The following is a 20,400-nucleotide window of genomic DNA, read 5'->3' on the forward strand; positions in this document are numbered from 1 at the left end:
AAGAAAGTATCGCCCAAGGAGCTTTGATGTGGATCGTTCGTCTCGCGCTTAGGAGACCTTATACTTTTGTCGTCTTGTCGCTGCTCTTGTTCGTCATCGGCCCCGTCGTCATGCTGCGGACGCCCGTCGATATCTTTCCGAACATCGATATCCCGGTCGTGTCCATCGTGTGGGCCTACGCAGGATTGTCGCCCGAGCAGCTGAACGATCGCATCGTTCTGCCCTACGAACGAAATCTGACGACTGTAGTCAACGACATCGAACACATCGAATCTCAGACGTTGAATGGCGTCTCCGTAGTAAAAGTTTTCTTTCAGCCGTCGGTAAACATCGCGCAGGCCGTGGCACAGGTTACGGCTGTCTCGCAGACAGTTCTTCGCCAGGATCCGCAGGGTACAACACCGCCGCTGGTAATCCAGTACAGCGCCTCGAGCGTCCCAGTGTTGCAGCTTGGATTGTCTGGCCGCGGTCTCAGCGAACAGCAGTTGAACGACTTCGGCACCAACTTCATCCGCACACAGCTGGCTACAGTTCAGGGCGCTTCCACGCCATACCCCTATGGGGGGAAGCAGCGCCAAATCCAGGTGGATATTGACACCCAAAAACTGCAGGCCTATGGTCTTTCCGCCTCAGATGTCGTCAACGCCGTGTCTGCGCAGAACATTATTCTGCCAGCTGGCGACATGAAGATGGGACATATTGACTACCAGGTAGAAACGAACAGCGCCCCAAGTTCGATTGCCGCACTGAATAATCTGCCTATAAAAACGGTAAATGGCGCGACTACTTACATTCGCGACATCGGGAATGTCCGCGATGGATTTCCTCCGCAGACCAATATCGTGCGCGTCGACGGGCAGCGCGCTTCGTTGATGACAATACAAAAGACAGGGAACTCCTCGACGTTGCAAATCATCTCCAACGTGCGGGCCCAGCTTCCGCTGATCGCAGCTCAGTTGCCTCCAGCCCTGAAGATACAACCGATTGCCGACCAATCGGTCTTTGTCCGGGGGGCAATCAGCGGCGTCGTTCGCGAGGCGTTAATCGCCGCATGCCTTACCGCTGCGATGATCTTGTTGTTTCTCGGCAGCTGGCGTTCCACCGTGACTATCGCGATTTCCATCCCGTTGTCGGTGATCTGCTCCCTCCTGATGCTGGCCGCACTCGGCGAAACAATCAACATCATGACGCTCGGTGGATTGGCATTGGCGGTCGGTATTCTCGTAGACGACGCGACTGTCGAAATCGAGAACATCAATCGCAATCTCGAAGAGGGCAAGGAGGTAGAGCAGGCGATTCTCGATGGCGCAGCCCAGATCGCAGTCCCCGCATTCGTTTCAACGATTTCAATCTGTATCGTCTTCGTTCCTATGTTCTTTCTCGGAGGCGTGGCCCGCTATCTGTTCGTTCCTCTGGCGGAGGCAGTGGTCTTTGCAATGCTCGCGTCATACTTCCTATCGCGAACGATTGTCCCAACGATGGCGAAGTACCTGTTGAAACCGCATCAAGAGGGACAAACAGCCCAAGTCAGCCGCAACCCCCTGGTTCGCTTCCAGCTCACCTTTGAAAAGTACTTTGAAAAACTGCGCAATTGGTACCACGGCCTGTTGCACTTATTTTTGGAATATCGAGTCCCGTTTCTCCTATCGATTGGGGCCTTTTGGCTAGCTTCTCTGGTGCTTCTCTATCCATGGCTGGGACAGGACTTTTTCCCGTCAGTGGATGGAGGACAATTCAAACTGCACGTCCGTGCTCACACCGGCACCAGGATAGAAGATACGGCCAGGCTTTGCGATCAGATCGAAGACGTAATTCGTCGCGAAATCCCAGCCGCAGAGCTAACCTCAATTATCGACAACATCGGCATCCCTTACTCTGGCCTGAATCTTTCTTACTCGAACTCCGCTCCTGTGGGTACGGCAGACGCAGACATTCTGGTCTCTCTCGACGAAAAGCATCACCCCACAGCCGAATATACTCATAGCCTGCGTGACAAACTTACCACGCAGTTTCCCGGTACAGAGTTCTACTATCTGCCAACCGATATGGTGAGCCAGATCCTGAACTTCGGCTTGCCGGCGCAGATTGACGTTCAGGTTGTTGGACAGCAGGTCGCACAAAATCGCGTCCTCGCCGAGCAGATGATGCAGCAGATCAGTCATATTCCAGGAACGACCGATCTTCGAATTCAACAGCCGTTCAATCTACCAACATGGACCATCGATGTCGATCGCACTCGCGCCCAGCAGGTAGGGTATAGCCAGCGAGACGTCACAAACAGTGTGCTTACCAGTCTTAGCGGCAGCTTCCAGACCAATCCAACATTTTATCTCAATCCTCAGAATCATGTCAGCTACAACATCGCCGTGCAGACGCCACAATATAACGTGCAAAGCCTGCAACAGCTTGAGAACTTTCCTATCGCAACAAATGGCTCGACGCAGCAACCCCAGATTCTCGGCAATCTAGCCTCCATTCGAAGAGGGGTCGAACAAGGAACGGTAAGTCTCTACAACGCGCGGCCAGTAATCGATATTTATGGTGCGGTGGAAGGGACAGATCTTGCAAGCGTTTCAACCAGGATTGAACAGATAGTCAAAGACAGCCAAGGCAAATTGCCTCGTGGAACCCAGCTCTTTGTTCGCGGGCAGATCCAGACGATGCACACCTCCTTCACGGGGCTGGTCTATGGACTTCTATTTTCGATCGTGCTCGTCTACGCGCTCATCGTAGTGAACTTCCAGAGTTGGCTCGACCCATTCATCATCATCGCCGCGCTACCCGGGGCTTTGGCCGGAATTGTATGGTTGCTGTTTCTAACCGGCACACACATCAGCGTCCCCGCACTGACTGGCGCAATCATGTGCGTGGGTGTAGCGACGGCAAACTCTATTCTCGTAGTCAGCTTTGCGAAAGAGCAGATGGACCTGGGAATGAATGCTCTCGACGCGGCACTCTCAGCCGGTTTCACGCGATTCCGTCCAGTAATCATGACCGCACTCGCAATGATCATCGGCATGGTGCCAATGGCCCTCGGACTCGGCGACGGAGGCGAACAAAACGCGCCACTCGGCCGTGCCGTCATTGGAGGGCTGCTACTGGCTACCTTTGGAACGCTAACCTTCGTTCCGGTCTTCTTTTCGTTTATGCATCGAAATGATCCTCCTCCCGTGGCCCAGGACGCGGAAGAATCACTATGAGTAGCTCAGGATCGTTCAACCTATGGAACGCCGCGCCCGCAGCGCATTTGGAGAGATGGCAATGAATCCCGACGAGCAAAAGATAGAACCAAATCAAGACCCAGGCAAAACGGAAGAGCAGCCAGCTCGGCACGACGTTGCGCAGACAAAGCCTGAACCGCCGAAGGTTTCGCGCCGATCCTTGCTGTCTATTGTCGTGATCGCGCTGATAGTAGCTGCGGTTGTGGCAGCTGTCGGTATCGTCTCGCGCAAACATGCAAGTGCGGAACTGACGAAGTACACCGAGAATACCTCTGCCCCGCCCGTAACGTTGGAGCAACCGGTCATGCAGCAGAATGCTAGGGAGATCGTGCTTCCAGGCAACATTCAGGCCTTTGCCTTGGCGCCGATCTATGCGCGGACAACCGGCTATGTCAAAGCCTGGTATCACGACATTGGAGCACCGGTACGCAAGGGCGAACTACTTGCCGTGATCGAAACGCCTGAACTCGATCAACAACTCGCCTCCGCGAAGGCAGACCTCGCAACAGCAAAGAGCAACGCCGGTATCGCGAAGGTTACGGCGGATCGTTACAACGACCTGATAGGCCGCAACGCCGTCTCGCAACAAGACACCGACAACGCAGTGCAGGCGCTGGAAGCAAGGAGTACGCAGGTAGCCTCGTCTCAAGCGAATGTACAGCGGTTGGAGGAGTTGGTCTCCTTCGAACGTATCGTCGCGCCCTTCGATGGTGTGATCACAGCCCGCAACATCGATATAGGACAGCTCATCTCAGCTACCGGCAGCACTACCACCGCCGGAGCCGGAACGATCTCGGGAAACAAGGAGATCTTTGACATATCCGCTGTTCGCACTCTCCGCGTGTTTATCAACGTGCCGCAGATCTATTCACCCGACGCCAAGAACGGAACGATCGCAAAGTTGACTCTGCCGCAGTACCCAGGCCGCACCTTTCAAGGCAAGCTTGTTCGTTCGTCGGACTCGGTCGATCCTGCAACGCGAACCCTACTCGCAGAGGTAGACGTAGACAATCGTAGCGGCGAACTCCTTCCAGGTAGCTACACTGAGGTACACCTGAGTGTGTCGAGTGACGCACCGGCCCTCATAGTGCCCGTGAGTGCGCTGATCTTGGAACCGGACGGCTTGCGGGTCGCGACGGTGGATGCCAATCATCATGTTCACATGACGCGGGTGACGCCAGGCCGCGACTACGGTACGACTGTCGAAATTCTAGCTGGCCTCAAGCCGGGAGAACCCATCGTCGGCAACCCGCCCGACTCAATACTCGACGGAGAGGAAGTCCGCGTTATCAATAACAGCAATAATCAAACACAGGCGCCCGAGGGGAAGCGATGAAGGCCCGCGTCTTATCGCTCACAGGAGTGTTGCTCGGCACCTTATTGCTGAACGGATGCAAAGTTGGACCAAACTATAAGGCTCCAGCCATGCCGGCCCCTCCCGCTTACACGGACGACGGACACAACGGTGATTGGGCCTCTGCTAAGCCGGCTGATGGAGTAGACCGAGGAACGTGGTGGGCCGTCTATCAGGATAATGAACTCAACAATCTTGAGCAGCGATGCGCGACCGCTAACCAGAACATTGCCGCTGCTCTCCAGGCTTACGATCAGGCCCACGATCTTGTTCGCGAAAATCGTTCCTCGCTCTACCCAACTGTATCGCTAGGCGCCGGCGCATCCCGCAATCGCATCTCAAACAACGCTCCTTTGAGACCGGTCAACACGGCCGCGAGCTACTGGGACTTCCTCATTCCGCTAAATATCTCCTGGGAGCCCGATCTGTGGGGCGGCATCCGCAGGCAGATTGAGTCGAGCGCAGCCAATGCACAGGCGACATCCGCGGATCTAGCAAACACTCAGCTCAGTCTCCAGGGACTACTCGCTGTCACCTTCTTTCAGATCCGAGGACTGGACCTTCAGCTACAACTTCTCCGATCGACGATCGATGCTTATACCGAAGCCCTTCAACTCACAGAGGACCGCCTGACAGGTGGACTAAGTTCGGATAGTGACGTCCAGCAGGCGAAGGCGCAGTTGGAAGAAACTCGGGCTCAGCTCATAGATATTGGAGTACAGCGCGAACAGTTCGAACACGCAATCGCTGTTCTTATAGGAGAACCCGCAACAGGCTTTCACATCGCAGAACATCCGATGATCGGCGATCCGCCTGCTATCCCCACCGGTGTTCCATCGGAACTGCTCGAGCGGCGCCCGGACATTGCGGCCGCAGAACGTCGTGTTGCCTCAGCGAATGCTCTAATCGGCGTTGCGAAGTCCGCCTACTATCCCACCATCTTTCTTGGTGCAGGTGGCGGCGTGCAAAGCAGTACGATCAGCAATCTTTTTAACTCAACCAGCACGCAATGGAACGCTGGTCCCTCGGCCGATGAGATTCTTTTCGACGCCGGTCGTAGAAGAGCACAGATGGACTTGGCAATTGCGCAACGAGAGCAGGCCACAGCTCTCTATCGTGAGCAGGTGCTTTCGGCGTTTCGCGATGTAGAAGACCAGCTGTCCGCCCTACGAGTGTTGGAACAAGAAGCATCGGTCCAGGCCAAAGCAGTAGATGCAGCAAAAAAGAGCACGGAACTCTCCACACTTCGCTACAAACGCGGTCTCGCTCCCTACCTGGAAGTGCTGACGAATCAGACAATCGAACTGACAGATGAGAGAGCTGCTGCCTCTTTAGTCTCTCGGAGAATTGTCGCAAGTACTCGGTTGCAGATGGCGCTTGGAGGCGGTTGGAACTCCGCTCAACTCCCCGCCAACTAGGGCGATTCACTCATCAAAGAAGGCGTCGGTTCACATGTATGTTGAGCCGACACCGATCCTCCGCTATCGTCGCTCTGGCAGAACACTCCAGATAGCCTCATCTTCCTGCCCGAGAACCCACGCACAAATCCCCTGTAGGTGTTGTTCCTTGGCGAGGCTGTAGCGATCTGCGAATCCCCGCTTTTCGGTATAAAAAATCCACTCGCGCATCTGATCCCGATAGAAGAAAAAATAAGCGCTGTGATCCTGTGGGTCCCATTGCTCATGGCCGTCGTAGGTATCACGCAAAGTCTGTACGTCAGCGGCGCTAATGTAATCTGCCGTAATGTTCGGCTTCTGTTCCTTGTCGTTGAGCCCTGGATCGCCGGCGTACCAGTGGTATCCATAGAGTGCAACTCCGAGCGATAGTTTCTCCCTTGGCACGACCTTCAGCGCATAATCCAAATTCTCATTCATCCACACCCATCCCCCGACCGGCCCAGGCGTAGTCCATCGCGTGTGCTGATCGTAGGTCATCAGGCAGATCAGGTCGACCGACTCACTAAGCGCCTTCAGATCGAACACGCCACGCCAATCCGCGAAGATCCACTTGCTGAAGGCGCTGTGGCCTGGGTGTCCCGGCGCGTTAGGAACAACCGCGATCTGCAACTGCAGGTGTTCTCGGTGCATAGCATCGGCGATGCGCTTCACCGTAGCCGAGAGAGCATCTCGATCGGTCCACGAGATATTCTCAAAGTCGAGCTGAAAGCCGTCATAACCATTCTGCTTGCACTCAGAGATCAGCGAACCAATCAACGCCGTCTGCGCCTGATCGCTGGCAAGCAACGAATGCACACCGGTCTTGTCAAAGATAGCGATAATGGGGAACAGGGAGATATGTCTCTGTTTCACCACGCGCATCACGCTCGGATCCGGCTCCCCGTACACCAGTCCGTTCGAATCAACGCCATACCAGGTCGGAACGATGATATCGATCTTGGTCTGATGCTCCATGAAATCGCGAACAGAATCTGGATGATCAGTCATATAAAACAGCGTCTTCGTTTGCGCGAAGACTGTTGGCACGACAAAGAAAAGGCAGAGCAGAAGCTTCGTCATCAAGACCTTTCACATAGCTGAAAGCAAATTCGATAAGTCGTGCGTTCTAGGTGTTCTCAAGAGTCAACGAAGGCGGAACGTCCGTCGGCTGAGACCCAAACTCGAGATTCGGTTTGTCACCCATCTCGAAGACGATGCGCGCGCCATTCACAATATCCCGATGGTTGAACCAGGACTTCGTGTGCGGCTTTCCATTGAAGGTGACCGACTGAATATATTGATCGCTCGCCAAGTGGCGATGCGCAATAATCTCAAGCTGCTTGCCGTTGCCCAGTTGAACGTTGACCTGATCGAACAAAGGTGTCCCAAAGATGTAGTTGCCGCTCACAGGGTCGACAGAATAAAAACCCAGCGAACTCAGGATGTACCACGACGACATCTGGCCCACATCTTCGTTGCCCTGCAATCCATCCGGGAGCGCAGCATACATCTTCTCCATCAACATGCGCACACGCGCCTGAGTCTTGTGCGGTTGGCCTGCGTAGGCATAAAGATAGGCGATATGATGTGACGGTTCGTTGCCATGCGCGTATTGACCCACCAGCCCGGCGATATCTGGTGGAGCGTCGGCAGGCAGCGTCGAAGGCTGATCGAACAACTGATCGAGCTTCTCGAGAAACTGCTTCTGTCCACCAAGAATCTCAATCAATCCCGCAGCATCGTGCTGGATCCCAAACGTAGTCTGCCAAGAGTTCGACTCGGTAAAGTCGCGCCACTTCTTGGAGGTGCCCATCTCAATCGGATCAAACGGCGCAGCCCACTCCCCGTTCGCCAGCTTGGGTCGCGCAAAGTTCATGGAGCGATCGTAGTAGTTGCGATAGTTGCGCGATCGCTCCACCAGCATCGTTGCATCGTCCGAGTGCCCAAGCTTCTTCGCCACGTGTGCGATTGACCAGTCGTCATAGCAGTATTCGAACGTCTTGCTGACCGACTCTTCTTCGAGGTCGCAAGGAATATAACCCTTCGAGCGGTAATATCCGAGGCCGCGATAATCATCCACCATGGCGCGCTTCATCATCACCTTGTAAGCGCGTTCGTAGTCCACACCTGCAATGCCCTTATTGCATGCTTCTGCTATCACGGCAGCCGAGTGATATCCGGTCATCGTCCCGGTCTCGCAACCTTGCAGCGGCCACACCGGCATTCCTGCGGGGCTCTCCTCCGCCATGCGAATCAGCGCGTTCGCAAAGTCCGGCACGCGATCCGCGGACATCAGCGTGTACAGAGGATGCGTAGCTCGATAGGTATCCCACAGCGAAAACGCAGTGTAGTTTCGCTGCCCGTCACGAAGTTTGTGAATCTGCTTATCCATCCCTCGATAGCGACCGTCGACATCGTCGAAGAGCGAAGGCCCAACAGAGGCGTGGTACAGCGCAGCATAAAAGATTCGCTGATGGGTCTCATTCTCAGTCTTGATTTTGATGCGCGAGAGCTGCTGATTCCACTTCTCCCTCGCGCTGCGGCGAACCTTTTCAAAGTCCCATCCCGGTAGCTCAACCTTCAAGTTGTTCGCAGCAGACTCCGCGCTGACGCCCGAGATCCCGGTCTTCACCAGAATCACTGGATCCTTCGCCGTGTCAAAGAACAGAACGCACTTTAGGGATTTGCCTGTCAGCGCCTGCGTCCCATCCTGTACCTCAATACCCTCCTGATAAAAGACGACCCGAGCCGGCTGCTGAGAGAACTTCATCGTGAAGTAGATCTGACGCCCATCGCCCCACGCTTTGGTGGTACGGCCTCCCGCGAGTGTGTCGGGTGCAGTACGTTCTAGCGAAGCGGTGACCACGGCAGACTGGCCGTTGTAGGCGTAGCTATGCTCAAGGTCGACGATGATATGGCCAGACTTCGGAGCATCCTTGCACGTAGGAAAGCTGTATCGATGCAGTCCGGTTCGCTCTGTGGCCGTCAGTTCGGCGCGAACTCCATAGTCCTTCAGAAGAACAGAATAGTAACCCGGTTCGGCATGTTCGTCTGCGTGGTCAAATCGCGAGCGATAGCCAGCGTCTGGATTACTACGCGGACCAGGAACAATCTTCGACTCACCGGTTCCAGGCATCACCAGAAAGTCGAGCAGATCGCCACAGCCCGTACCGCTCAGGTGAGTATGGCTGAAGCCCATAATCGACGTGTCGGAGATGTGATAACCCGAGCACCAATCCCATTGATCATTGAAAGTATCAGGACTGAGCTGGACCGCACCGAAAGGCACCGTAGCTCCAGGAAACGTATGTCCATGTCCGCCAGTACCGATCCGTATATCAACCAGCGATGCGGCGTCGAAGGTCTCATCCGTCTTTCTGGACTTGTGGATCACTCTGCCAAACGCGCTGGTCTCAGTCGCACCCACCGCATACACAGCCGAGACGCCGCCAAGAAATTTTCTTCTGGAAATCACTGATGCTCCATAGATACTGAGTCGGAATGTTGAATCTAAAAACCAGTGTCGCTCAGACAGCCTCGCGTCTTTCACAAACACTTGCTCTATTGACGTAGACTAAACTGAACAGAGAGATAATTCGATCAAAATATTGACTGATCATCGATCAAAAAGTCATCACTCTGAAGTGTTTTCGAAAAAGTAGGCTTTCCGTGTCGACGGACCATAGCCGAACCTTCTTATCCGGAGCTTTTGACCAAAGATGAAAAACGATAAAATCAGCCGCCGAGACATGCTCCGAATGACAGCGGGAGCCACAGCAGCTGCTACGCTTCAACCCTCCACCGTCTTTGCAGACGCACCGCCTTCCTCATTTCCCTCCAAACGGCCTGCCGTTCAGGACAGAAAATTTCACAGTCCAGCCGTCGAAGCCTACCTTACGAACACGAGCAGCAAAATCGGCGATCCCGAACTGGCATGGCTCTTTGAAAACTGTTACCCCAACACACTCGACACAACTATCGAATTCGGCACCTTCGCAGGCAAGCCGGATACAGCAGTCATCACAGGTGACATTGCCGCAATGTGGCTGCGCGACTCCTCGGCCCAGGTGTGGCCCTATCTTCCGCTGGCTGCGAAGGACGCGCAACTTCGCCTGATGCTCGAGGGCATCATCCGTCGACAGGCCAGATGCATCCTCATCGACCCTTACGCGAATGCCTTCATGGCGAATCTAGACGCGCCGCCGCTCGAGTGGAGCAGAACAGATTCGACCGAGATGAAGCAGGGCGTTGGCGAGCGAAAATGGGAGCTGGACTCGCTCTGCTATCCGATCCGTCTCTCCTACGGATACTGGCGCGCCACCGGAGACTCCTCTCCCTTCGACAAAACTTGGCACGCCGCAATGAAGCTGGTCGTCGAGACCATGCGCGTTCAGCAGCGCAGGCAAGGCCCCGGCCCCTATCACTTCCAACGCACCTCAAAGACGCCGACCGAAACCCTGCCCGGCGACGGATACGGCGCTCCGGTACTGCCCGTTGGCCTCATCGCATCCGGCTTTCGCCCATCGGACGACGCCTGCACCTTCCCATTCCTAGTCCCATCAAATCTCTTCGCCGTCACAACCCTCGGCTATCTCGCGCAGATGGCCAACGAGATCCTCCATGACTCAGCTCTCGCCAATCAGGCGGACGCACTAGCAGGCGAGGTCAAGAAGGCACTCCAACAACATGCCGTGGCGCAGACCGCAGAGGGAACTATCTGGGCGTACGAGGTGGACGGTTACGGCAGCCAACTTCTCATGGATGATGCCAACGTACCAAGCCTGCTCGGACTTCCTTACATTCACAGCTCACCCGACGCCGCGCTCTACGCCCGCACTCGCAGCTTCGTCTGGAGCGAACGCAATCCATGGTTCTTTCAGGGAAGCGCAGGTGAGGGAATCGGCGGACCACACGAAGGCAAAGACATGATCTGGCCCATGTCCATCACCACCTACGCCCTCACCAGTCAATCGGACAAAGAGATCGCCCACGCCCTTGCCATGCTGAAACACGCCAGCGCTGGATCAGGCTTCATGCACGAGAGCTTCAATCGCAACGACGCCACAAAGTTCACGAGAAGCTGGTTCGCCTGGGCCAACTCGCTCTTTGGCGAACTCGTCGCGAACGTCGCCACGACCCGTCCTGCGTTACTTCAGGTAGCCCGCTAACCCACACGCGGCTCGAGCAACATTCAAAGAAGCAACCAAACAGACGAAGTCTCTAGCCGCAAAGCTGCTTGATCGCCCGCCGCAAAATCACAACGCACTCCTCGAGCTCCGCAATAGGCACACACTCGCGTGGACTATGCGCTGTCAGCATAGATCCTGGTCCAATCACCACTGCTTCAGCGCCCATTCGGGCAAGCCATGGTGCCTCCGTGCCAAAGGCGATAGTCTGGACCTCCGAGTCAGTCTCTTTCAACACAGCCTGAATCACGGCACTATCGATGCGAGTCTCAAACCCGCCTTCCATCCTCAAAACCTCAACCTGTATCTTAAACCCGTCCCGGCTCTCCTCCTCGAAATGACGAACAACCTCAAGCAGCTGCTCAAGAACAACCTCCGGACGCTGCGTAGGAACAGGTCTCCACTCCAACAAAAAAGAGCACTCAGCCGGGACAACATTCTTGGCCGTCCCTCCGCGAATCTCACCAACATTCAACGTCGTCCATGGCGGAGAAAAAGCATCATTCCGGTCCGCCATCAACTCCACTGCCAGATCCTCAATCTCTCGCAGCAACCGCGCCGCAGCAAAGATGGCCGACCTCCCAGCCTCAGGAAAAGCGCTGTGTGCAGCTCGCCCCGTTACCTTGATCGAAGCAAGACAATAGCCCTTCCCAGCGCGCGCAGGAGTAAGCGACGTAGGCTCCCCGACGATCGCGTACCGCGCACGAATCGCGTCAGCCTCAAGAAGAAAACGAGCTCCCCGGCAACCAACCTCTTCATCCGCAGTAAACACTAGGCAAAGCCGCTTCTTCATCCCACCAGCATCCACCGACGCAGCCGTAGCAAGCACGCACGCAAGAAAACCCTTCACATCGCAGGCGCCACAGCCATGCAGCATCCCATCCCGCTCACGCAGCGCCGTTGCGTCCGTCCATTCAGCGGCGAAGGGAACCGTATCCGTATGGCAGATGATAGCAAGCTCCGCCTCAATCCTCCCCTCTCCCATCGGCTGAGGCGAGACAACAAGATTCACCTTCTCCACGCTCGCCTCATCGTCATAGCAAAACAGGCGAGAATGCCACCCAAGCGGTTCAAGAAACCTCTGAATCCACTCCACCACCGGGCGATTGCTCATGCTGGACACACTCGGAATCGCCACCAGCTCCTGCAGCAGTGCCTGTGGACGGATCATAGCTCTGTCCCCAGCCGCGTCTGCACTCTGCGAAAAGCCTCCACGATCTCGTCCTGCAGCGCATGACATCCGCTGTCGACGACGACCTTCCCATCGACGACAACATCCCGGATCGCCCGCGGAGACATGCTGAACACAATATTAGTCAGCAACTCATCAGGCAGACTTCCCGCAATCGAAGCCTCAGAGAGATCGACCGTAAAGAAGTCGGCAGCCTTACCAGCCTCCAGCGCCCCCGCCTCAACATGCAGCGATCGAGCCCCAGCGCGCGTCGCGAAGTCGAATAGCAGAACCGGCAAAGTTTCACCCTGTCGACCATCTAGGACTGCACGTTGCAGGTGTCGCAGACGCAAGTTCGATTCCAGCTCGCGAGCATTTTCCAGCGCATCCGTCTGCGTATGGCTATCCGTCCCGAACGCAATCGAAACCCCCGCATCGATCAAAGCATCCGCATCAAGAATCCCGTCCCCGAGATTTCGCTCCGTCGTAGGACAAGCCCCCACCGTAATCTTTCCGCGTCCCATCCGCTCAATCTCGCCACCCTGCACATGGATCGCATGGATCGCGGTAAAGTCCGGCGTCATCAGCCCAAGCTCATCGAGAAACGCAAAAGGAGTCGTTCCATACTCAGCAACGCAAGCCTCAATCTCCGCAGGCTGTTCTGCAACGTGCATATGCATCGGCAGACCATGCGTCTGCGCCCAGTTCGAAACAGCCTTGAGATAGTCACGCGGAACAGCCCGGACACTATGCGGAGCAAGCCCAAAGCTAACCGTCGAAGACATCGCAGCAATCTCACTCCGCAACGTCTCCGAATCACGCAAAAATCTCTCCACATCCGGCTCGATAAAACGGATCTGCCCAGAGTCCGGAAGAAGCGTGAAGCCCGCCCGAACATAGGCGCACCGAAGCAGAACGATCCGTATCCCAACACTCTCCGCAGCGCGAATCACCTGCGTCGCCAGCAGATTCGGATCGGCATAGGCTTCACCCGCCGGTGTGCGGTGAAGATAGTGAAACTCCCCAACGGTAGTGATGCCCGCAAGCGTCATCTCAAGGAACGCCATGCGGGCAACGTCGTAGATCTCCTCCGGCGTCAGCGCAAGCGCGCAGCGATACATAATGTTCCGCCACGACCAGAAGTCAGGTCCACTCCTGCGCCTCGACTCCGCCTTGCCGCGCAACGCACGTTGAAACGAGTGCGAATGAATATCGATCATTCCCGGCAACAGAGCACGACCTGGCAAACGCCGAACCTCGGAGACGCTGTCCGTCTTAACGGGTCCAATCGAGGAGATCGTTCCGTCCTTCGCGACAACAACTTCATAACCACTCCGAAATCGCCCGTCGACATAAACAAGATCCGGCTGATAAGACACGCTCATGCAGCCTGCTTTCGTCCGGCGACCCAGACCTCACGCACCATATTTTGTCCAAGCGTGTAAGGCAGGTCTCGCCAGTCGGAACTCTCAAGCACAAGCAGATCTGCCTGCATCCCAACCTCAAGCCTCCCAACATTCGAAAGCCCAAGCGCCGCCGCTGCATTCACCGTGCACGCGGTCAGAGCCTCCGGCGCCGTCAGTCCATTCAGTCGCACCGCCAGGCCCATCGCCACTGCCGTAGAGAACAGAGGGCTCGACCCCGGATTCAGGTCAGTGCCGATCGCCACCGCAGCACCAGCATCGATCAGCGCTCGCCCTGGCGCAGCAGTAAGGCCGAGATGAAGACTCACGCCCGGCAGAATCGTTGCAATCGTCTTCGACCTCGCGACCAACCCACACTGCTCGGGCGAACAGACTTCAAGATGATCGACACTCAGAGCTCCGATCTCCACTCCCAACTCCAGACCGCCCACCCGTTGAAATTGTTCCGTATGCATCTTGATACTCAACCCAGCCGCCTGCGCACAAGCGAGCACGATCCTCGCATCTTCAGCGCTCCACGCATGATGCTCAACAAAGATGTCCACCGAAGAAGCGAGACCTCGCCTCGCAACCTCCGGTATCAACTTGTTGCAAATCATCTCACGATAAATTTGTCGCTCGCCAAGCTCTTCAGGACAAATGTGAATCAGCAAAGTAGGGACCAGGCGACTTCGAGTTTGCTCCTGCAGCAAACGAACAGCCTCAAGCATTCGCAACTCCGCTTCGAGCGTGTATCCGTAACCAGACTTCACCTCGATAGTCGTAGCGCCCGAACGCTGTAGTGCCTCGATGCGAGGCAACGCAAGCGCCGCCATCTCCTCACTGCTCTTCTCCGCGGTCTCACGAATCGTATGCCATATCCCGCCGCCCGCTGCGAGAATCTCTTCGTAGGTTGCCCCGTTACTGCGTGCTTCAAAGTCGGCAAGACGATCACCCGCCCACACTGCATGGGTATGTGGATCGACGAGCCCAGGAACGACTGCGCGACCGCCAAGATCAATCACCGACTTAGCAGAGCCACGCCACTCACGCTCCGGTCCAATCCACGAGATTCCGCCCGCATCCACAGCAACTGCCGCCTCTGGAACAACTTGTAGTTGCCCCATCGCTGCCCCACGCTTCGGCCCCTGCCCAAACGAAGTGACCACCTGCGAGATCCCGGTCAAAAGCAACTCGCTCATTTTGCCCCGGTGCCATCTGAACTGACGCTATCTGCACTTTGAATGCCCGGCCTATCGAGGCCACGTTCGGCCGCGATCCTGTGGGCCTTTTCGTACCCCGCATCGGCGTGGCGAATCACGCCCATCGCCGGATCGTTGGTCAGGCAGAGCCGCAATCGTTGATCCGCCTCCTCGCTGCCATCAGCCACAGCGACCAACCCGGCATGCTGACTGTATCCCATGCCCACACCGCCCCCATGATGAAAGCTCATCCACCCAGCCCCGCTGGCGATTCCTGTCGCAAAGTTCAGCAGTGCCCAATCGGAGACAGCGTCCGAACCATCCAGCATAGCCTCGGTCTCGCGGTACGGACTCGCAACCGACCCGGCATCCAGATGATCGCGACCGATGACAATCGGAGCCTTCAGCCGGCCATCCCGCACCATCTGGTTGAACAGAAGGCCGGCCTTATCTCGCTCCCGATAGCCCAGCCAGCATATACGCGCAGGCAGACCCTGATAAGCGACATGCTCTCCGGCCCAAGGAAGCCACTGATTCAACCGCGCATCCTCAGGAAAAAGTTTGAGCAGAGCCGCATCGGTAGCTGCGATGTCAGCCGGATCACCAGAAAGGGCAACCCACCGGAACGGTCCTCGCCCCTCGCAGAAAGAATCACGAATAAACGCAGGCACAAATCCCGGATAGTCGAACGCATTGTTCACACCGGCGATCTTCGCCTGCGCTCGCAGATTGTTGCCGTAGTCAAAACAGATCGCACCCCGCCGCTGCAGCTCCAGAATTGCCTGAACATGCTGTGCAATATCGACGCGCACACGGTCGAGATAACGCTCCGGCTCCCGACTACGCTGCGCCGTCAAATCTTCATCTTCTTTGGCAATCGGCCAGTAGCCATAGAGCGGATCATGCGCACTCGTTTGATCTGTAACAACATCAGGCACAAAACCCAATCGTACGATCTGCGGCAAAATCGCTGCCGCATTTCCCAGCAATCCGATCGAAACCGCGCGGCCCTCCTTGCGTGCCACCGTTGCCCGCGCAATCGCATCTTCCAGCGACGTCGCCACCTCATCCAGATACCGCGTAGCAATGCGACGCTGAATACGGCTCTCATCCACCTCAATACAGATACTCACTCCTCCAGCCAGCTTAACCGCCAGCGGCTGCGCGCCTCCCATGCCCCCCAGGCCGGCAGTCACCGTAATTGTTCCCTTCAGCGACCCATTGAAGTACCTTTGCGCCGCTCCGAGAAAAGTCTCGTAGGTCCCCTGAAGAATCCCCTGTGTCCCGATATAGATCCACGAGCCCGCCGTCATCTGTCCGTACATCATCAAACCTGCACGATCCAGCTTGTCGAACTCGTTCCAGTTAGCCCAGTGCGGCACCAGATTCGAATTAGCAATCAACACCCTCGGAGCCAGCGGATGCGTCTCCAGTACCGCCACCGCCTTCCCCGACTGCACCAGCATCGTCTCGTGGTTCTTCAGGCGATCGAGCGTCTGAACCAGCGTATGGTAAGCCTCCCAGTTCCGCGCCGCCTTCCCGCGCCCTCCGTAGACGATCAACTCCTCCGGCTTTTCAGCCACCTCCGGATCGAGGTTGTTCATCAGCATGCGTTTGGCCGCTTCCTGAATCCAACCCTGTGCTGTACGTACATTCCCGCGAGGTGCACGAATAGGGGTGTAAACGCTCATGCGTGAGCGACCTCCTGCGTGTTCAACGTCGAGGCCCAATGGATCTTCGCAAGAAACGCATCCGCCGCAGCCATCATCCCGGACAAGACGCGATCTCCCTCCCACGCCGGGCAATCAACTCGAAAGGCATCACGAGCCGCATCCAGTAAAGGCGACACAAAACGATCGCCGCGAAGGTCAAGCGCCCGCGTGGCCGTGAGCCACTCAATCGCCAACACCATCCTGCAGTGCGTTACCGATTGCACCAGCTTCAGCGCAGCGGTCATTCCCATGCTCACAAAGTCTTCCTGATTCCCACTCGTCGGAATCGAGCACGCAGAGGCTGGCGTAGCCAGAACCCGCATCTCCGCGACCAGCGCAGCCGATGTCACCTGGGCCATCATCAATCCCGACTCAATCCCCGGCCGAGTAGCCAGAAACGCAGGAAGCCCTTCGTTCAAACTCGGATTCATCAACCTCTCGGTCCGTCGCTCCGAGATGCCCGCCAACTGGCAGAGAGCAATCGCAAGCTGATCCAGCACCAGCGCCAGCGGCGCTCCATGAAAGTTCCCGCCAGAAACAAAATCATCCTCAAACAGCAAAGGATTATCCGTCGCACTATTCAACTCAATCGCGAACACCCGTTCCGCCTGACGCAACGAATCCCACACCGCACCATGTACCTGCGGAACGCAGCGCAGGCAATATGCATCCTGAACGCTCGTGCTCGAACGATGCCGCGTCGATCCCTCAAGCAGATTGCGAAGCGAAGCCGCACTATGAACCTGTCCTGGATGAGGACGCGCCGCATGAAGCCGCTTATCATAGGCTGCCGCCGTGCCACGCAGCGCCTGTAAGGTCAGCGCCGCAGCAATCTGTGCCGACTGAAACAAGTCGTCAAGGTCACGTAACTGCAGACATCCAATCGCCAGCATCGCCTGCGTCCCGTTCAGCAGCGAAATCCCCTCCTTCGCCTGAAGCTTCAACGGCTCCAGACCGGATCGCTGCAAGCACTCCGCAGCCGGCCGCCGCTCGCCAGCAAAAAAGGCCTCGCCCTCCCCGATCAACACCAGAGCCATGTGAGCAAGCGGCGCCAGATCCCCGCTCGCGCCAACACTTCCACGCATCGGAACCACCGGTGTAATACCGGAATTCAGCAGGTCGCACAGCCGCTCCGCAACCACCGGCCGAATCCCCGACAAGCCCATCGCAAGAATATTTGCCCTGATCAACATCATCGCCCGAACCACATCCTCGGCCAGCGGCTCGCCCACCCCGCAGCAGTGGGAACGCACCAGGTTCAACTGCATCTGCTCAATCCCATCGGCCTCAAGCCGAACATTCGCCAGCAGTCCCACGCCTGTGTTCAACGCGTAAACCGCAGTCTCACTTTGAAGCGCTTCCTCCACTTTGCCGCGCGAGATCTTCATGCGGCCTAGTGCCGCCGCCGCAATCGAAGCGGACTCGCCACTCCGCGCAACACGAACAACTTCATCAATCGTCAACGATCTTCCATCAAGTTCAACCATAACGATCAGCATAGAGAAGCGCAGTCGAGGAAGCCATGCAAACTAACCGGAAATAAGCTCCTAGATCAGAGCAAACGCCAAAAAAGCAACCAGGAATCCAACGAATCAATCATTCCTAACGCGTATCACACCAGATACCTCTGCGACTCAAAACTAATGAATCGTCCCTTCTGATGTCTAATTGCTAGGAAACATAGGAGCAAACCCATGGCTCAGGATCTGGACCCCATCGACTACAACATCGTCCGCATGCTCGCCGAAGACGCCAGAACCTCCTATGCCGAGCTAGGCCGCAAGGTAGGCCTCTCCCCCTCCGCCGTAGCCGAGCGAATCCATCAGCTCGAGAGCGCCAAAGTCATCCTCGGATACCGCGCCTTGCTCGACGAAAAGGCCTTCGGCTACTCCGTCATGGCTTTCATCCGGCTCACCTGCGACAACACCCACTACCGTCCCTTCCTAAAGTTCCTCCCCACCATCGACGCCGTACAGGAGTGCCATCACATCACCGGCGGAGAAGCCTTCCTCATCAAAGTTCGCCTCGCCTCCATCGATCAACTCGAGCCCCTCATCGAGCGTCTGCTCCCCTACGGAATGCCCACCACCAGCATGGTTCTCTCCACACCCGTCTACCGGCAACAGGAGGCATGGCTGCTCAGGCACGCAGGCCTCCCCGCGCGGCCCAGAAAAAAATAAAGAAGTCTTGCAAAGAAAAAATCCTTCCGTAGCAAGCCTATTGCGAGGTCAGCGCCTTCAGATACAGATACTCAAACTCCACCCCGTTATAGAAATCGACAACGCGAATGCGTTCATCGCGGCCATGCGCACGGACGTCATCCCGATCCACGCCCATGCCCGAGAACCCATAGCTTGGGATACCCGCGTTCATGGTGTACACGCTGTCAGAAGCGCCCGTCTCCATCTCCGCAATCACCGGAATCCCTGGCCACATCGACTTCACAATCGCGTCAAGCGGACGTAACACCACCGGGTCCAGCGGGGGCGGCGCCATCGACTTACGGTCCGACCCCTTTTCGAACACCTCTCCCCCATCAGTGACATACTGCACCTTGAGCGTCGGATCGGCAAAGATCCGAATCAACTCCTGGCGAATCTCCTCCTGCGAATGTCCAGGAAAGATGCGGCAATTGACATTGGCGACCGCGCTCCCCGGCAACGCATTCGGCGCATGTCCAGCAGACATCATCGTCGCAACGCAGGTCGTATGCAGCAGTGAGTTGTAGATCGGGTCCTTCGACAACCGCTGCGCCGCCGCTGCATCCGGCACAGGCCCCGATACGGCGTTCAGATCCTTTGCCAGTTGCCCATCTTTCGTCTTCGCGCTACTCGCAAAATAAACTCGCGTTACCTCATTCGTCTCTAAAGGAAAAGTTGTTTTCTCCAGTCGCCCAAGCGCATCCGCAACGTGGTAGATCGCATTATCAGGCCGGGGCAGGGAACTGTGCCCACCAGGGTTCGTCGCCGTCACACGATAGTCCGCATAAAGCTTCTCCGTCGCTTCAATGTCCATGCTGACAGCTCTACCCTTCTCCAACTCAGGTCCCCCTGCATCCGGATTCAGCGCAAACCCGCCATCAATCAGATCGCGATGATTCTTCAGCAGCCAATCCACTCCATTCGACTTCCCACCCTCTTCGTCTGCAGTCAAAGCAACAATGATGTCGCGATCAGGAACAAAACCCTCCCGCCTCATCCGAATAAAACTCTCGACGACAGCAGCATCGCTGTCCTTCATATCCTGCGTTCCACGTCCGTAAAAATAGCCGTCTTTCTCAACAAACTGAAACGGGTCCGTCGTCCAGTCCGACCGCTTCGCCTCGACCACATCGATATGCCCGATGATCAAAACCGGCTTCAACGTTGAGCCAGCGCGTCCTCGATATCGCGCCACCATATTGCCCTTCCTGTCATTCGGCCCCATCACCACCACATCCGACTCCGCAAACCCAGCATCGAGCAGCCGCTTTTTCATCGCATCGGCCGCCACCGTCGTGCTCCCAACCGAGTCCGTCGTATTAGTCTCGATCAGTTGCTGAAAGATCTCACGCGCAAGCGCCTTATCGGCAACCGGCAACTGATTTGGCTGAGCAAAAAGTGCGGAAGTCAAAACAACAGAAATTAGACAAGCGGCAATCGATCTCAAGGAAGCGATCCTCATACGTCAGGTAGAAAAGATGGTCCTATATTCGCACGAACATCGCACGCGGCCC

13 protein-coding genes are annotated in these 20,400 nt (G+C 56.4%); 5 read left to right on the forward strand and 8 right to left on the reverse strand.

From position 1 onward, the window contains the following. Positions 1 to 26: 26 nt before the first annotated feature. The 3 genes from RBB75_RS12015 to RBB75_RS12025 are packed head-to-tail and all read left to right on the forward strand — an operon-like array spanning position 27 to position 5,993. Positions 27 to 3,200, forward strand: a complete 3,174-nt coding sequence (locus tag RBB75_RS12015; RefSeq protein ID WP_353068225.1) for an efflux RND transporter permease subunit — start codon at positions 27 to 29, stop codon at positions 3,198 to 3,200. 55 nt (positions 3,201 to 3,255) lie between these two features. Further along, complete coding sequence (locus RBB75_RS12020) at positions 3,256 to 4,557, forward strand: efflux RND transporter periplasmic adaptor subunit (protein ID WP_353068226.1); 1,302 nt, start codon at positions 3,256 to 3,258, stop codon at positions 4,555 to 4,557. Then, entirely contained in the window at positions 4,554 to 5,993 is a 1,440-nt protein-coding gene (locus tag RBB75_RS12025) for an efflux transporter outer membrane subunit (RefSeq protein ID WP_353068227.1), read from the forward strand. The genes RBB75_RS12020 and RBB75_RS12025 overlap by 4 nt, the downstream gene beginning before the upstream one ends. Before the next feature lie 63 nt (positions 5,994 to 6,056). Here RBB75_RS12025 and RBB75_RS12030 read toward each other — a convergent pair whose 3' ends face one another. Beyond that, on the reverse strand, positions 6,057 to 7,091 hold the full coding sequence (locus RBB75_RS12030; protein WP_353068228.1) for a glycosyl hydrolase family 18 protein: 1,035 nt from the start codon (positions 7,089 to 7,091) through the stop codon (positions 6,057 to 6,059). A gap of 46 nt (positions 7,092 to 7,137) precedes the next feature. Next, positions 7,138 to 9,486: a GH92 family glycosyl hydrolase gene (locus RBB75_RS12035; protein ID WP_353068229.1), complete on the reverse strand. Its 2,349-nt coding sequence runs from the start codon at positions 9,484 to 9,486 to the stop codon at positions 7,138 to 7,140. Between the two features lie 244 nt (positions 9,487 to 9,730). Here RBB75_RS12035 and RBB75_RS12040 point away from each other — a divergent pair, with 244 nt between their 5' ends. After that, complete coding sequence (locus tag RBB75_RS12040) at positions 9,731 to 11,179, forward strand: glycoside hydrolase family 125 protein (RefSeq protein ID WP_353068230.1); 1,449 nt, start codon at positions 9,731 to 9,733, stop codon at positions 11,177 to 11,179. A 52-nt stretch (positions 11,180 to 11,231) separates the two neighbouring features. On the opposite strand, the gene argE is transcribed toward RBB75_RS12040, so the two are convergent. Genes argE through hutH form a run of 5 tightly spaced genes read right to left on the reverse strand, consistent with a single transcriptional unit; the run spans position 11,232 to position 18,184 of the window. Continuing rightward, entirely contained in the window at positions 11,232 to 12,368 is a 1,137-nt protein-coding gene (gene argE / locus RBB75_RS12045; RefSeq protein ID WP_179636865.1) for an acetylornithine deacetylase, read from the reverse strand. Continuing rightward, complete coding sequence (locus RBB75_RS12050; protein WP_179636867.1) at positions 12,365 to 13,753, reverse strand: formimidoylglutamate deiminase; 1,389 nt, start codon at positions 13,751 to 13,753, stop codon at positions 12,365 to 12,367. The genes argE and RBB75_RS12050 overlap by 4 nt, the downstream gene beginning before the upstream one ends. Continuing rightward, positions 13,750 to 14,973: an imidazolonepropionase gene (hutI, locus tag RBB75_RS12055; RefSeq protein ID WP_179636869.1), complete on the reverse strand. Its 1,224-nt coding sequence runs from the start codon at positions 14,971 to 14,973 to the stop codon at positions 13,750 to 13,752. Before hutI ends, RBB75_RS12050 begins: the two co-directional genes overlap by 4 nt. Further along, on the reverse strand, positions 14,970 to 16,664 hold the full coding sequence (gene hutU / locus RBB75_RS12060) for a urocanate hydratase (RefSeq protein ID WP_353068231.1): 1,695 nt from the start codon (positions 16,662 to 16,664) through the stop codon (positions 14,970 to 14,972). Before hutU ends, hutI begins: the two co-directional genes overlap by 4 nt. Further along, complete coding sequence (gene hutH, locus RBB75_RS12065; protein WP_353068232.1) at positions 16,661 to 18,184, reverse strand: histidine ammonia-lyase; 1,524 nt, start codon at positions 18,182 to 18,184, stop codon at positions 16,661 to 16,663. Before hutH ends, hutU begins: the two co-directional genes overlap by 4 nt. A 195-nt stretch (positions 18,185 to 18,379) precedes the next feature. On the opposite strand from hutH, the gene RBB75_RS12070 reads away from it, so the two are divergent. Continuing rightward, positions 18,380 to 18,865 (forward strand): Lrp/AsnC family transcriptional regulator, encoded by a 486-nt coding sequence (locus RBB75_RS12070; RefSeq protein ID WP_179636873.1) that lies wholly within the window; start codon positions 18,380 to 18,382, stop codon positions 18,863 to 18,865. A 37-nt stretch (positions 18,866 to 18,902) separates the two neighbouring features. Here RBB75_RS12070 and RBB75_RS12075 read toward each other — a convergent pair whose 3' ends face one another. Continuing rightward, positions 18,903 to 20,348, reverse strand: a complete 1,446-nt coding sequence (locus tag RBB75_RS12075) for a M20/M25/M40 family metallo-hydrolase (RefSeq protein WP_353068233.1) — start codon at positions 20,346 to 20,348, stop codon at positions 18,903 to 18,905. Between the last annotated feature and the right edge of the window lie 52 nt (positions 20,349 to 20,400).

Origin of the sequence: Tunturibacter empetritectus, assembly GCF_040358985.1 — a bacterium.
Taxonomy (GTDB): Bacteria; Acidobacteriota; Terriglobia; order Terriglobales; family Acidobacteriaceae; genus Edaphobacter; species Edaphobacter empetritectus.

Bases quoted from the DNA above. Each gene is read 5' to 3' on its own strand.
- RBB75_RS12025 (WP_353068227.1), top strand. From the start codon at position 4,554: ATGAAGGCCCGCGTCTTATCGCTCACAGGAGTGTTGCTCGGCACCTTA.
- RBB75_RS12050 (WP_179636867.1), bottom strand. From the start codon at position 13,753: ATGAGCGTGTCTTATCAGCCGGATCTTGTTTATGTCGACGGGCGATTT.
- hutH (WP_353068232.1), bottom strand. From the start codon at position 18,184: ATGCTGATCGTTATGGTTGAACTTGATGGAAGATCGTTGACGATTGAT.
- RBB75_RS12040 (WP_353068230.1), top strand. From the start codon at position 9,731: ATGAAAAACGATAAAATCAGCCGCCGAGACATGCTCCGAATGACAGCG.
- RBB75_RS12075 (WP_353068233.1), bottom strand. From the start codon at position 20,348: ATGAGGATCGCTTCCTTGAGATCGATTGCCGCTTGTCTAATTTCTGTT.
- hutU (WP_353068231.1), bottom strand. From the start codon at position 16,664: ATGAGCGTTTACACCCCTATTCGTGCACCTCGCGGGAATGTACGTACA.
- RBB75_RS12020 (WP_353068226.1), top strand. From the start codon at position 3,256: ATGGCAATGAATCCCGACGAGCAAAAGATAGAACCAAATCAAGACCCA.
- hutI (WP_179636869.1), bottom strand. From the start codon at position 14,973: ATGAGCGAGTTGCTTTTGACCGGGATCTCGCAGGTGGTCACTTCGTTT.
- RBB75_RS12015 (WP_353068225.1), top strand. From the start codon at position 27: ATGTGGATCGTTCGTCTCGCGCTTAGGAGACCTTATACTTTTGTCGTC.
- argE (WP_179636865.1), bottom strand. From the start codon at position 12,368: ATGATCCGTCCACAGGCACTGCTGCAGGAGCTGGTGGCGATTCCGAGT.
- RBB75_RS12070 (WP_179636873.1), top strand. From the start codon at position 18,380: ATGGCTCAGGATCTGGACCCCATCGACTACAACATCGTCCGCATGCTC.
- RBB75_RS12030 (WP_353068228.1), bottom strand. From the start codon at position 7,091: ATGACGAAGCTTCTGCTCTGCCTTTTCTTTGTCGTGCCAACAGTCTTC.